Annotated in this window: 6 protein-coding genes; 3 read left to right on the plus strand and 3 right to left on the minus strand. The window is 70.6% G+C overall.

All coding sequences use genetic code 11. The features are described from left to right. Window positions 1–2 precede the first annotated feature (2 nt). The 3 genes from ACFWJB_RS09725 to ACFWJB_RS09735 form a co-directional block, all read right to left on the minus strand. Entirely contained in the window at window positions 3–476 is a 474-nt protein-coding gene (locus tag ACFWJB_RS09725) for a hypothetical protein (protein ID WP_386921391.1), read from the minus strand. Window positions 477–656: 180 nt separating this feature from the next. Then, window positions 657–7046, minus strand: coding sequence for a hypothetical protein (locus ACFWJB_RS09730; RefSeq protein ID WP_386921474.1), 6390 nt, complete (start codon window positions 7044–7046; stop codon window positions 657–659). A 147-nt stretch (window positions 7047–7193) separates the two neighbouring features. After that, the gene (locus ACFWJB_RS09735; RefSeq protein WP_386921393.1) at window positions 7194–9404 is read right to left on the minus strand and encodes a hypothetical protein; all 2211 of its coding nucleotides are present in this window, start codon (window positions 9402–9404) and stop codon (window positions 7194–7196) included. Between the two features lie 369 nt (window positions 9405–9773). Between ACFWJB_RS09735 and ACFWJB_RS09740 the strand changes: the two genes are divergently transcribed. The 3 genes from ACFWJB_RS09740 to ACFWJB_RS09750 are packed head-to-tail and all read left to right on the plus strand — an operon-like array spanning window position 9774 to window position 14974. Beyond that, window positions 9774–11597, plus strand: coding sequence for a DUF4357 domain-containing protein (locus ACFWJB_RS09740; RefSeq protein ID WP_386921395.1), 1824 nt, complete (start codon window positions 9774–9776; stop codon window positions 11595–11597). Then, entirely contained in the window at window positions 11594–12805 is a 1212-nt protein-coding gene (locus ACFWJB_RS09745) for an McrC family protein (protein WP_386921397.1), read from the plus strand. The genes ACFWJB_RS09740 and ACFWJB_RS09745 overlap by 4 nt, the downstream gene beginning before the upstream one ends. A gap of 39 nt (window positions 12806–12844) precedes the next feature. Beyond that, window positions 12845–14974 carry a UvrD-helicase domain-containing protein gene (locus tag ACFWJB_RS09750; RefSeq protein ID WP_386921399.1) on the plus strand — a complete coding sequence of 710 codons (2130 nt, stop codon included), beginning with the start codon at window positions 12845–12847 and terminating at the stop codon, window positions 14972–14974. Window positions 14975–14981 lie beyond the last annotated feature (7 nt).

Below are 14981 nucleotides of genomic sequence, written 5' to 3' on the forward strand. Positions count from 1 at the left end.
TGTCACCTCGTGAACGTGTGCACGTTCGCATCGCCCAGGATCTTCCTGGCGAGTGCGAGAGCCGAATCCGGTGTTCCCTCTTCCAGATACACCTTCGCCCGTACTCCTTGCTGCTCCGCCGCGTACTTCAGGATGTGGCACTTTTCTCCGAACTTCGCGAGATTCCTCGCCTTCGCCGGTCCTCCCACGGCGATGTACGAACCGTCCGCGCCGATCACGTCCACGTCGGTGGTGCCCGCTCCCGGTTTGGTCACCTTCAGGCCGGGCTTTCCCGGAGCCCCCGAAGGAACCGTCCCGCCGGTCAGTTCGGCGACCTTCTGTTCCCGGGCGGCGCCCACCTTCTCCGCCTGCACGGGATCGGTGGGGTGGCGCTCGCCGCGTCCGGACGCCGCGCCCTCACCACTGGGCGGCTCCGGCGGAGCGTCACCGGCTCCCGCGGCCATGAGAGCGACGCCCGCTATGCCGACGCGGAGCACAAGCGGGTTCCTGCCGAGTTCCCGCTGCGGAATGGGTGATGCCCCTCAGGAGCACCACGCCCTCGGAGTGCACGTACCCCACGCCGGAACAAGCTGCTGCCGGCAAGACGGTGCGGGCGGAGCCGAACACGATGGCCCCGCCCGGCCGGATGGCCGTGACGGGGCCGTGTCGGTTCGAGGTCAGCCGCGCAGCGTGACGCACTCCCTCAGCAAGGGCTCCAGGCGCAGCTCACCGCCATCGCGGTCGAAGACCTGGAAGGCGTCGAGGCAGGCGACGATCCAGTGGGCGTCATCCTCCTCGACCTCACTGGCGAGGGCCACGGCGGTCACCGCGTTCTCCCAGTCGAACGAGTCGTCCGCGAACTCTCTGTCCAGCTCCCGGTATCCGGTCGCGAGCAGCGGTTCCGCGTACACGCCGGTGGCGTCGGCGAAGGCGCGGGCCCGGGCCCGGTCCGTGCGCAGAGTGGCGAGGCGGCGCAGCACCTCGTCAGGATCGCCGAGCTCGGTGTGCAGACGGTGAGCCCGGTCGACGAGGAGCGGCCAGCCGCCGGTCAGCTCGTGGAGCCGTTCAAGCCGGTCCTCGGTGTGGAACATTTCCACGCGTTGAGTCCAGCCCCGAAGGCTGCGCTGGTCATGGCGGCGCAGCACGACCGGCGCGGCGGAGGTCGAATCGGTGCCGGTCAGCAGCGGCCGCCACAGGTCGAGCTGGTCGGCGCCGGTGACGAGGACGACCGAGCGCGTCACGCCGGGCTTGGCCGGCAGCATGATCTCGGCCTGGTCGACGGCCTGTCGGCATGCTTCGGACCGCACGGGATCACGGTGATTGACGAAGTCACTGATGATGACGCGTCGTTGGCGGGGAGTGCCACCGGTGAGTTCCTGCCGGTAGACGCTGGGCCTGCCGACGGGCGGCAGAGTCCAGTCGGCAATGCCCGAGGTGAGCCTGCGCAGGGTGTCGGTGACGTCACCGACACCCAGGGCCTTCGTGCCGAGGACGACCCTCGTCTGGTTGGTGCGCCGGCCGAGCAGGTCGTCCAACTGCGCGTTGGTGAGCGGGGCGGGACGTCCCTCGGGCAGTTCGGGCCGACCCTCCAGGACGAGGCTCTCCTGCAGTTCGCACTCATCGTCGGCGCGGAGCAGCCGGGCCTCCACCTCGTCGGACGTGCCGATCATGCGCAGGGCGTTGGGGCCGCGCAGATGCCAGCCGAGCCCGTCATGGTTGGGGGCCAGGATGCCGAGGCCCACCATCTCGGAAAGGTAGGCGCGGAAGCCCTCGGTGTCGAGCTGCTTGAACCCCTCGCCCCAGTAGTACTCGCACTCGTCGCGCAGTTCGGTGTTACTCATCCGCGCCTCCAGCCCGCTCTGCCGGGCGTGGTGGGCCAGCACGTTGGCGATCACGTCGTAGCGATGGTCGAGGCGGAGGGTGTCCTTGAAGGCCGCGGAGATGCTCTCCTTCAGGTCCGCGTCCGACTCCACCACCTCGATGTCGGCCAGCTCCACGTCGTACGGGGGGCCGTCGACTCCGCGCCGCGTCCGCTTCCGGTGCAAGACCTCGACGAGCCGGTGGCCGAACATTTGGAGCAGGAACGGCTGGTAGGAGCAGTAGCCGAGCACCCGGTTGACCAGGTCCACGTCGTTGAACTCGAAACCGAGCGCCCGCATCGGCTCGACGAGCAGTTCGGCCGCGGACTGCGGGGCGAGCGGGCCGATCACCGTCGGCGTCTGCGCGAGATGGCCGAACGGCCCGTTGCGGGCAAGCTTGGAGAACCGCTGCACGGAGTGCAGACCGGCGAAGACGACCTTCGCCCGGTCCTTCGTCTCGTCGCCGAGCCCCTTCAGCTTCTTCGTCTGGTGGAACCGGGGTGCGTCCGCCTCGAAGAACTGGTCGCACTCGTCGAGCAGGATCAGCAGCCGGCGCAGCGGGTCCGCCTCGGTCCAGGCCCTGATGCCCGCGCGCACCCGCTCGTAGACGTCCACGCCGGAGGAGGTCTTGCGGCCCTGCGGCGGATCCAGCACCTGCGCCTCGGTCAGCTTCCGGTCCAGGACGCTCCACAGCGCCTCCAGGCCCAGGGAAACGCCCTTGCCGATGTTCTCCTGGTCCAGGTTCACGTGCACCACCTGGTGGTGGCTGGGACGCAGCGCGGTGAACCGTTCCCCGGCATCGGCGAGCAGGGCCGACTTGCCGAGGCCTCGGCCGCCGAAGATGACCTGGGTGCCGTGCGGCTTGATGATGTTGCTGCGTTCGGCGTCGCGGCCGTAGAACATCTCGCCGCCGATGCGGCCGCGCTTCTCCCTGATGTACGGGTTGACTCCGGAGAACGGCAGCAGCGTCTCGGTCGCCGTGCTGACCTGCCGGTTGCCGCGCGCCGCCAAATACGCGAGGGCGGCGTCGTCCGCCACCAGCAGCGGCTGCGACAGCCTACCGCCGCCGGCGGCGAGTTCGGTGCGGTCCTTGCGGCTGAGCGTGCCGAAGTACAGCACGAGGAGACTGGCCCCACTGGTCTCGCGCTCCGCCCAGCTCATGACGACCTTCGCCGGAGGCCGGCCCCAGACCATCATGACCCGCAGATTGCCGCCCTGTTCCCGGATCTGCGAGCCGAACGCGGGCACCTTCGCCTGGCCGTTGATCTCGACCTCGGTCGCCTCGAACAGACGGTACTCGCGGCGGTGCTGCGAGCGGTCGTCGAGCTGTCGTGCGCTTTTCGCGTCGTAGCCGAGGAGTTTCAACAACGGCGGCACCCGCCGCGTCGGCGCCACCTGGAGGCGCTCCCTCGGCTCCGCGGTGCCCAGCTCCCGCCACTCCTCAAGGACGTCAGCGGCCAGCGCAGCCTCTTCGCTGGACAGGCCGCCGTAGTCGAGAACCGGGACAGTGGCGTGCTTGCCACCTGAGCGGACCAGCGCCACGAGAGGGCGGTCGATCCCGCCCGGCAGACCGTCGGGCACAGCCGGGAAGAACTCCGTCAGGTGCTGCTCCCCGCCCTCGATCTCGGGGACCTCCTCGCCGATCTCCAGGAAGTAGACGAGGTCCGCGGCCGTGGCCAGGCCTCCGGTGTCGAGGTGGCGCAGCACCTGAGCGCGGTCCTCGTCGAGGACGTCCAGGGCGTCGAGCCGGGCGCGGATCCGGTCGGCCGCCTGCCGGCGGAACGCGGGGAGGTCGCCGCGGACGGTGTCCAGGGCCCGCCGCACGTCCCTCAGGTCATGCGCGCCGGTGACGTCGAGCCTGGCGCGGGCGTCGGCGAGCTGTTCCTGGAGGCGCAGGTCCTGGTCGTCGGTGACGGCACCGTCGGCCTGCGCGCGGTGTAGCTCGGCCAGCAACTCGTCGTGGTCCCGCAGCAGCTGCGCACGTCGCTCGGCCTCCCGCCGGTCGATGTCGGCGAGCGTGGGCAGGATGTCGTCACCGGCCCGTCCTGCCGGCAGCAACCCCTGGCCGCTCAGGTCGACAAGGGTGCGGGCCGCCCAGAACGCGTCTCGGTCGAGCCGTTCCGCGAGCGCGTCCTGCCAGGAGCGGTCGACCGCAGTGAGCAGCAGGTCCAGCGACGGCTGCTCCTCGCGGGTGTCGCACACCTTCAGCAGCTCCGCGTCCAACGCGTCCTCCGGGGCGAGGGCCCCAACAGGACGCGTGGCCGCGTCCTCACCGGCCAGCAGCGCGAACAGCTCCTCCATCGACGCGCGCGCCGCCCATGCCGTCGCTGCGGCCACGGCACCCGAGCGCCGCGCCGACGGTTCCAGCTGCGCCAGCACCGCCTGCCGGCCGTCCAGCAGCGACTGGCGCAGGGCGGAGATCTCCTTCGCCGCCCGATTGCCGTCGGAACGGTCGCCACGTCGGATCTCGTCGACCGCCAGGCACCACTCCTTGACCAACGCGACGGTCCGCCCCACGAGGTGCACGAGGTCCTGTCGGCCCGCACCCTGAAGCGGCTTGCCGCTGGACTTGCGGTGCTTGCGGTCCATGCGGTCGATCTCGCTGTTGATGTCGGCCAGCTTCGACAGACGGTCGGCCTGCTCCCGCAGCCGCGCCACTGCGGCGCGCCGGTCGCGTACCACCGTCGTGAGCAGCGAGCCCAGCATCCCGTCGTCGGGGTCCAGCCAGTGTTTGGCGATCTCCGTCGCCCGGGCGAACCGCAGCTTCGGCGGCACGAGCAGGTCATGGCTCTGGTCCGTCAGCTCACGCAGCCGGACCTGCGCCGTTGAGACGTCCGCCGTCAGCGGGGAGGCGACCATCAGCGCGCCACTGAGGGCCCGGTCGGCGACTGCGGTCGCCACCTCGCCGAGCCGTTCCGGCAGCCGAGGCACCAACGCCTTGAGCTGCGCGCCCGCCAAGTGGTCGCCCGTGATCAGTGCGGCGCGCAACAGGGCAGGCAGCAACAGCAGTTCGCTGCCCTCGGCCTCCCGGCTCGCGTACCCGCCGTACTGCTGCAGAAGGTCCGTGGTCAGCCGGGCGCCCCGGCTGTCACCTGACGTCAGCAGCGCGGCTGCGCCGGCCAGGCGCAGAGCCGCCACCTGTGGTTCGGAATGTCCGGCGGCACGCGCAACGTGGTGCGCGAGCCCGAAGCGTCGCTCGACAATCAGCTGGGCCAGGGCCCGCTCGGCGGCGGCGTCGGCCTCGTCCTGGTGAACCATGTCGTCGGCCTCGGACGCACCGCCTCTGGCAGTGTCCGAAGGCGGTGCGTCCGACGACGGGAGCACGTCGTGTGTGGGGGTGGGCGTCGAGGCACTGGCGGCGGAGGCGACGCCGGTGTCCGTGACCAAGGTCGAGGCGAAGCCGGTGGCGCGGTCCACCGAGGACGCGGGCCGCGGAGCGTCAAGGTGCGGGGCCACGAGCTGCACGCCGCGGGTACGCGGAGACGGCTCGTCCTCCGGGGACCCGTCGGCATCGGGGCACGGCTCCGTGCCCTGGGCGACGTGCCCGGTGGTCACGGCCGACGCGGGCGCCGGGATGACGGGGGTCGCCGGGGCACCGCTGGATCTCGTGTCCACCGGCCTCTCCGCCGCAGCCACGGCGGGCTCCGTCGGAATCGTGCGGGTCTGCGACACCACGGTGACGGGAGCCGGGGTCCCACCCACCGGCGTCACGGGGGCAGCCGGGTCCGCCGAACAGCCCGGCCCATCGAGCGTGCCCTGCGCGGTAGCGACCGAGGTCTCGCCGCCGTTTTCGCCGACGGCCGTGCCGTCCGCCGTCGGGCCGGCAGCGGGGGCAACCGGGGCAGCGGCCTGCGCGCTTCCCCCGGTGTCCCCGACGGCATCCGGCTCGGAGAGCGTCAAATCGTGCCGCATGACCACTGCCATGGCGCACGCCGGTAGTACCTGTACGATCTGCGGCTGCAACTGAAGGATCTCCGCCGCCGCCTCCGGCCGCTGTCCCAGCCGGATCAACCGTGCCAGGGCGACGAGCGCGGCGCTCTCCTGCCGTTCTGTCTCCTCCCACACCGGCCGGTCCAGCAGCCGATGCGCCGCCTCACGGACGGCCTCAGCGGCGGAAGCGGCCGGGCTGTCCGGACGGCAGCCGACGCCCAGCAGGCCGCGCAGGACATCCCGCGTTACGACCTCCTGCTCCCGCGTCGCACGGTAGGCCTGCGCAGCACGCACCATGTCCCCCAAGCGCCGGGGAACACCTTCGATGCCGACCTGGCGCAACACCGCGTCGGCGTGGGCGAACGCGACGTCGAGCGCGCCGAGTTCGGCCAGGTCCTCGTGTCGCGGCGGGCGGCCGTCGTTGACCGCGTCGGTCACGCTCACCGTCGCCCGCCGGGACCTCTCCAGCGCCGACTCCACCCTCCGGCAGGCCGCCTCTACGTCCGGCGCCGACTTCGCGTCCTCGTCGTCCGCATCCGTCCCAGTCTCTTCAGCGGCGGTCGCAGGCGCACCGGCGGTGGAGGCCAGGTCGGGCGCGCGGATGTCCCTCTTCGCCACCTGTGCCGTGTCGGCAGCGGCACGATCCTGGCCGTTCTCCGTCTCCTTGGCAGCGTGTGCGTCTTGGGCGCCGAAGGCGAAATCGGGGTGCTCCGCCACGACGGCCCGCGCCGCATCGGCGACGGCGACGAACTGCGCCTTCTCCTCTTCGCCGGCCACGGCCCCGAACCAGTTGTGCTCCGACGCCCAGACCAGAACGCGTGCGTCGGCGACAGAAGCGTTGCACCACGCGAACGTCGCGGCGCGGACAAGGCCCTCGCCCCACCGAGAAACGGCGTCGGGCCCCGTTGCACCGTCTTCCGAGGAGACGCAGGCGATCACATGGTCCATGACCGTGCAGGTGAGCTCCTTGACCCTGCAGACGCAGCTCTGATGCCGCCACTCTCTCCTCAGCCGGGCGAGTACGTCCTCACACAGGGCCCTACCCGCTCGTCGGGGGGCGGCGATGCGAATGCCGAGGCCGGTGAGCAGCCGCTGCCGGTCCTTGGGCCGCAACGAGTTGAACGCCAACTCGACGTGACCGGCCGTGAGGTCGCCCAGAGCGGCAGCGGTCGGATGTTCCAGCGCGTTCAGGGCGGTGGCGAGTTGTTCGAGCTCCTTGCTCGATGCATTCGGCGGGGACAACGGCGGCCCCGTGATGACGCGGAAGCGGTCCTGCATGGACACGTACTCCGTTCCTGTTGCTGTGGTGCGGTGCAGTGAAGTGCGGTAGCGGGGCCTCTGAGGGATCCCGAGAAGAGGGGGAAGGGAGATGCCGACCGACAACCCGGACACGAGCCGGTGACCGGAACGGTCACCCGGAACGACTCAGTGACCGCGGGTGTGCTCGGTGACGAACGTGTAGCCGGCGGGCAGTTCCCAGCCGTCCGCCTTGCCGAGGCGGCGGCAGTACTCGCGGAAGGCCGCGCGCTGGACGTCACTGGGCGAGCAGCCCGGACGCAGCCGGCGTAGATGACCGGGGACGAAGTGCACGGCGCGCAGCTTCCCCCCACCCACATCCGTGCCGCCCCAGGGGCGTATCACGCGTTGCCGGACGGGACGGTAGGCGATCAGCGGGATGGTCGGCTGTCCCGCGCGGGGCGGGAAATGCGGCTGCCCCCACGCGTCGCGGCTGCCGAGCGCGGGCTCCAAGACCCGTTCCGCGAACAGCTCGCCGACCGCCGCCATGAGGGCGGCCACCTGAGCTCGGGCCGGCCGACGCCCGTAGGCGGCGCGTGGCAGCGCCGCACGGTCCTGCAGCGCGTGGCCGTCCGGGGTGAGCAGCCCGCACCGGCGTACGGTACGCAGGACGAGAGCCCGGGGTCCGAGACCGACGGCCGTGTCACCGCCCCGGTCGCTGCCCGGGACGTCCTCGCGGGTGACGACGCGCGGGTCGAAGCAGTGCCCGGTCACCCGGTTGCCGAACCGTACCGGCTCGTCGAGTTCGGTGGTGGCCAGCCTAATCATCGCTCCACCGCGCGGCAGACGCACGTCGAGCATCAGGCCGGGGAAGAAGTCCTGCGGCCAGGTAACGCCTTTCAACCGGGCCTGTATGCCTGTAAGTTCGGCGTTCACCGCCTGGACCTCCGTGTCGGCCGAGACCCGTCCCGTGTGATCGAGTTCCAGGCGTATGTCCATGTCCGGGCCGAGGGACCGACGCAGTTCACGCACTGCCTCCGGAGGCAGAGGGAACCAGCCGCTCCGTAGGTGGGCGAGTCGCAGCGGCGCCCGCCAGACGACGACTTGGGCATCGTCGCGCAGGAGCTCGCCTCGGCCGAGGTCTGAATCGTCGACGAGGGGCACGTCGACCGGCTCGATGTCCTCCTCCGGCTCGGGTTCCCCCTCTGAGCCCTGGGACGGTGCCGGTGCCAGGCTCGACGCCCAGCCACGCCCGGCCGGGACGAGCGGGTCCCCGGTGGGTTCACCGGCGCCGGGGTGGTGCGAGCGCCAGATGCCGCCCCCCTCGAAGGCGTCGTCGAGGGTGATCCGTGAGCCGTTCTCGAACAGGCCCCGGTCGCTGTCTCCTCGAACGGCGTCGGCGAGCGCCAGATTCGCCCGGAACACCGCGGCGGCGTAGTCCACTCCCCTCATTGCCTCTGCCGCTCCGGGGAACACGCGCAGTCGCGGTCCGATCGCCGTGTACTCGGTGACCGCGGAGGTAAGGCCGAAGCGTCTCTTCGCAGGGGTGGCCGCGTGCTCCACCGCCGCCACGAGTGACTTGAGGTCATCTCCGCAGAGCGGCCCGCTGTCGCGCAGTCCGGCCGCGAGGCGGTCACGGGTCATGGCGTAGTCACCCCAGGTCCGCAGAGCTGGACTGAAGTGAAGGACGCCCCGCACCGTGTCGAGGAGCCCGAGCAGCCCCGCCCGCAAGTCGTCGTCGTGCGTACTGCCCACCAGTTCGGCGAGGGACACCGGCACGTAGGGGTTGAGCAGTTGATCCCGCGCCGTCGTGAGAAGGTACTCGGCATACGCTGTGAGGTCGTCACGCCCGGCCGCCTCGGGGGACGGGTGGCGGACGTCGACCACGACGTGGGCGTCCTCGTCGATCCAGCGTCGGCGCGTGCGTAAGCGGAGCAGTTGCGCAGGCGAGAGGCTCAGACGCGACCCGAAGGCGTTCACGTCCGGGACCAGCCGCTCGCGCCGGCGAGGCGCGGTGGCGTCGGTGGGCCTGCCCGGTCCTTCGGCGCCGACGGGAGCCCCCGACACCCAGGCCGGAACCTCACCGAGCGGGCCGAGTTCGGGGTGGGCGCCCTCCTTGTAGACGATCTCGGCGAAAAGCGGGTCGGACCCGGTGGTGATGCACACCATCGCGCCGACCGGCAACACGGGTGTGCTCTCGCCGACGCTGATCACAGGGAAGGCGTCGGGGCTCAGCGGACTGCCGCCGTAGCCGTCACCGCCCAAGTCATAGCCGAAATACACGGCGTTGAAGGCGACCGCGGTGTGTACGGGAGCCGGTCGCACCGTGACGACTGCCTCGAGATAGCTCCGCAGCCGGCGCCGTTCCTCCTCGGACACCCCGTGGTGACCCGCCGTCATGGCGGTCGTCAGCAGCGGCCGCTCCCCATACGGGTCCTGTACCTCCGCTCCCCCATGCCCACCAGCCTTTTCCGATTCGTACGGGTCCCCACCCATGACACCTCCGTACTGCGGGCCGCCCCGACCCCACTCACGGTGAGGCCGCAGACTATGCCTTCACGCGGCACCCTTGCGGCACTTTTCTCACTTTTGCGATGCGGCGCCGGAGTCAGACCGAAGAACTAGACACCAACAATTGCTCACACCACACCACAGCGTAGGCAGATATGTTGACGACGTCAACGCGCCTACTGGTTCGTGTATGGCCTCGTTGTCGACGAGCACCTATCGTTCTCGTTAACGGCACTACTCCACGGGGAAAGGGTGACGATGGCCGAAGAGAACAGGCAGTACCCGGAGTTCCGGCTCCGACTTCCCGGCGGGGACGACGGCGAGCGGGCGCGGGGCGTCCTGCTGGACGAGACGGGGACCAACGGCAGCCGGAAGTTCCTGGTGAAGGCGGGTTCTCCCGCACGCGACCATGTGATGCCCTCGCTCGGCAAGCACTTCAAGGCACCGGCCCGGCGGCGCGAGGAGCTCAAAGCGCAGGGACTGCTGGTGCCGTCAACGCGGTGGCCGGGCCGGCTGGAGCTGACCCGCGACATCGTGTTCGGTTCTCCCTCCTTCGCCGCCGTCGTGATGGTCGGCGCCCCGCGCAATGGGTGGGAGGAGTGGCGGACCGAGGACGACAGGCCCCTGTCCGACTTCATGCCCCGCTGGGCGGCGGGCCCCAACCGGCCCTGGCTGGTGCGGGGTTCCAATGTGACCGGGCTCGACCTGGTGCGGCGCGTGTGGCTGCCCGAGGGCCGCGTCACCCTGGCCGCCTCCCGTCTGCGGCCCGGCGTGCGCCCCGGCATCAGCAAGGACGAGTTGCGCACGCTGGTCCAGGAGGACTACGAGTCGACCGCCACCTACAGTCAGCGGCAGCAGCTCGTCGAGGACCTTCACGCCTTCCTGTCGCGCATGAAGCCCGGCGACACCGTGTGCACGATCTCCGACGGCCGGCTGTACGTCGGCGAGATCACCGGCGAGGCCGAACAGACGGAGTCCGAGGACCGCCGGTCCAACCTGCGTCGGCCCGTGGACTGGCAACCGACCGGTTTCCCCTACGACGACCTGCCCGAGGAGCTCCAGCAGAAGCTGTCCGTGCAGCATGATGTCGTCGACCTCTCCGCCGTCCAGGCCCACGTCGAAGGGCTGGGTCTCACCGACCAAGAACTGGCCGAGGAGGCAACGGGGACGGAGCGGGACCCGAGCGTAGAGATCCCCGCGCTCGCGGCCCGCCGAGAACTGGAGCTTCCCACGCCTACCGACGACCTGTCCGACGAGTTGCTCGTCCACGACACCGAGTGGTTGCGTGAGGTGCGCGATCTGCTCTGGGACGAGCGGCAGCTCGTGCTCTACGGCCCGCCCGGCACCGGCAAGACCTACCTCGCCCTCAAGCTCGCCGAGTTCCTGGGCGGCGGCCCCGAGCAGGTCAAGCTCGTGCAGTTCCACCCCTCCTACTCCTATGAGGATTTCTTCGAGGGGTTCCGGCCGCAGGAGGACCCGGAGACCCGTGAGGTGGCGTTCAGGCTCACCGCCGGCCCGCTTCGCGAGCTCGCCGACCTGGCGTCCCGCGAGGGCAACCGGCACATCCCGCACTTCCTGATCATTGACGAGATCAACCGGGCCAACCTCGCGAAGGTCTTCGGCGAGCTGTACTTCCTGCTGGAGTACCGCAACAAGTCGGTGCGGCTGACGTACTCCGGTGACGACTTCGCCCTGCCACCGAACCTCTTCGTGATCGGGACCATGAACACCGCCGACCGGTCCATCGCGCTGGTGGACGCGGCGATGCGCCGACGGTTCGCGTTCGTGGAGCTGTCGCCGCGCACCGAGCCGACGAGTGGGCTGCTGCGCCGGTGGCTGGCGCGGGAGGGCCGGGCCTCCGAGCCCGCCGATCTCCTCGACGCGCTGAACTCCCGTATAGACGATCCGGACTTCCGCATCGGGCCCTCGTACCTGATGAAGAAGGGTGTGTACCGGGAGGGCGGCCTGGAGCGGGCCTGGCGGACGAAGATCCTGCCACTGCTGGAGGAGCACCACTACGGCGAGGGCGTGGACGTCGAAAAGCGGTACGGACTGGCGGCGCTGCGGGAGTCGCTGGGGTGACGCCGGTCGTCGAACTCGTCGAGCACGCGCCGGCGGTCGGCGTCGCCCTGCCGGACGACGTGGGGCGGGCGCTCGCCGCGTTGCGCATCGTGGACGCGGCGCCCGATCCATACTCCCCCGGGCGCTGGTCGCTGCGGGCGGGCAGCAAGGTCGGGGCCGTCACGGTCGCTGTGCCGGGACACGGCGACCCGCTCACGGTCCGTATCACCCCCAAGGTGCCGATCGCCCGTCTCTTCTTCCTGCTCGGCTACAGCCTCCGTCCCGCCGGTGCCTGGCGGGACGGTGAGGTCGACGTGGCCGAGCACCGGGAGGTGCTGCCGGCGCTCGCCCACGCCGTGGAACGGCAGGTGGACCGGGCCCTGACGCAGGGGCTGTTGCAGGGCTACCGGGTGACGGAGGAGACCTCGCCGGTCGTGCGAGGGCGGATCCGGGAGGCCGAGCAGATACGGCGCCGGTTCGGGGCGACGCTGCCGGTGGAGGTGACGTACGACGACTTCACCACGGACATCGCGGAGAACCGGATCCTGCGGGCGGCCGTCGAACGGCTGCTGCGGCTGCCCGGCGTGCCGCGCGAGGTGCGCCGCAGGCTGCTGCACCAGCGGGCGCGGCTGGCGGACGTCACGGTGCTCGTGCGCGGCCGGCCCCTGCCCGAGTGGCGGCCGAGCCGTCTCAACGCCCGTTATCACCACGCCCTGCGCCTGGCGCGGACCGTACTGGAGGACGCCTCCCCGGAGCACGGGCCCGGCGGGCTCCGCGTCGAGGGGTTCCTGTTCGACATGAACCGGCTCTCCGAGGAGTTCGTGACCGTCGCCCTGCGGGAGGCGCTGCGCGGTTCCGGGCACGTCGCGCGGTTCCAGGATCCTCTCCATCTGGACGAGGCACGGGCGATCCGCATGAAGCCGGACCTCGTCCTCTATGGGCCCGACCGCGTGCCGTGTGCGGTGGCCGACGCCAAGTACAAGGTGGAAAGGCCCGGCGGCTACGCGGACGCCGACCTGTACCAGATGCTCGCCTACTGCACCGCCCTCGGACTGGACGAGGGGCATTTGGTGTACGCGAAGGGCAACGCCGGCCACGCCGCCCACCGGGTGCGGCACGCGGGCATCGTCCTCCACCAGCACGCCTTGGACCTCGACCAGGACCCGGCGGGGCTGCTCGCGGACGTCGGGGAGGTGGCCACCCGGCTGGTGGACACGCCGCACGTATGATCAGCCTGCAGTGACCGTCCGGGGTGGGGGGAGCACGTCGTGCCGCAGCTGGCGTTCGCCAACAGTTTCTGGGAGAGCTACGACCTTCTGGAGAGGCCCGTACGAGCCGGCGTGCGCAAAGCGATGCAGAAGTTTCAGCAACTCACCGTTCCCGAGTTGCACGCGGACAAGGGCTTGCACCTGGAGTCCGTCGAGAAGGCCCGCGACCCGCGTATGCGGACCATCCGCATCAACGACTTCTGGCGCGGTGTGGTTCTCGCCCCCGACGACGGCAGTGATGTGTTCCTGCTCGTGAACGTCGTCCGGCACGACGACGCCTACACCTGGGCCGCCAAGCGGCTGTACACGACGAACTCCGCGACGCGGGCGCTCGAGGTACGCAACGTGGTCGCGATCGAGCAGCTGACCCCGCAGCTGGAGAAGGCCGCCGCGGCTGCGCCCTCGTTGCTGTTCGCGCGGTATTCGGACACCGTGCTGCGTGAGCTCGGCATCGACGGCCAGGTGCTCCGCGCGGTGCGCACCGTCATCGACAAGCCGCAGCTGGAGGCATTCGGCACGTTGCTGCCGGAGGACCAGTTCGAAGTGCTGCAGTACCTCGCCGAGGGGTTCGGTCCCGAGGAGGTCTATCGCGACGTGGTCGCCGTACGTCGGCCGGTCGCCGCCGGTCCCGACCCGGACGAGAGCCTGGCCGTCGTGATCGCCAACACCACCAGCCGCATCACGCTGGTCAGCGGCCCGGAGGAACTGGCCGACATCCTGGAGAAGCCTTTCGCGGCCTGGCGGGTGTTCCTGCACCCCTCGCAGCGGCGGGTCGCCTACCGGGTGTCCTACGGCGGCCCGGTGCAGGTCACCGGCGGGCCCGGGACCGGGAAGACGGTCGCCGCGCTGCACCGCGTCAAGCACTTGCTCGGGCGTACTCCGGACACCCGGGTCCTGCTCACCACCTACACCAACGCACTGGCCGCCTCGCTGCGGGAGAACCTGTCCCTGCTCCTGGACGGTGACGAAGAGCTCCTGGCGCGGGTGGACGTGACGACGGTCAACGCCTACGCGCACGGTGTCGTGACCCGCGTGGACGGCAGGGCTCCCTCCCCCGTCGGGGACCGCGAGGAGCGGCAGCTGTGGCAGCGGGTGACCAAGAAGCTCGGCCTGCCGTGGACAGAGCAGTTCCTCGCCCAGGAGTACCGGCACGTCGTCCTCGCTCAGGATCTGCGCACCCTGGACGACTACCGTGCCGCCTCCCGGCGCGGCCGGGGCACTTCCCTGTCACCGAGCAGGCGGGAACAGCTGTGGCCCGCCATCGAGCTGTTCGAGTCAATGCTGCGTGACCGGAAGAGAACCACACATCTGATGGTGTGCGCGCGAGCGGCCGAGCTGCTCGCGGCTGCGGCCCCCACGCACGACCATGTGGTGGTGGACGAGGCTCAGGACCTGCACCCCGCGCAGTGGCGCGTACTACGGGGCGCGGTGGCTCCCGGTAACGACGACCTGTTCATCACGGGCGACCCGCACCAGCGCATCTACGACTCGAAGGTGTCCCTCGGTTCGCTGGGCATCGCGGTGACCGGACGCACCCACCGGCTGCGACTCAACTACCGCAGCACGGAGGAGATCCTTACCTGGTCCACCGGCCTGCTGAGTCCGGTGACGGTGGATGATCTGGGCGGCGACGGCCACGACACACTGGCCGGCTACCGCTCGCTGCTGCACGGACGCAGACCGCATACGGCGGGGTACGCGTCGGAGCAGGAGGAGATCACGGCACTCGTCACACGTGTTCAGGACTGGGTCGCGCAGGGCGTCCGACCCGCTGAGATCGGCGTGTGCGCCCGCTTCAACGTCCTGCTCGACAAGACGTACGACAAGCTCGCTGCGGCCGGGGTGCCGGTGGTCCGGGTCAAGGAGAACCCGGGCGCCGAGGTGGACGGGGTACGGCTCGCCACCATGCACGCCATGAAGGGACTGGAGTTCCGGTGCGTCGCCGTGCTCGGCGTGACCGCCGGTGCGGTGCCGTTCGGCCGGGAGGTGACGCCGGCCTCCGTGGACTTCCTGCAGCACGAGTCGGATCTACTGCGGGAACGGTGCCTGCTGTTCGTGGCGTGCACCCGGGCACGTGAGGCGCTCGCAGTGTCTTGGAGCGGGACATCCAGCCCCTTCATCCCTCAATAGGGGGTCG

Origin of the sequence: Streptomyces sp. NPDC127100, from assembly GCF_042724095.1 — a bacterium.
Taxonomy (GTDB): Bacteria; Actinomycetota; Actinomycetes; order Streptomycetales; family Streptomycetaceae; genus Streptomyces.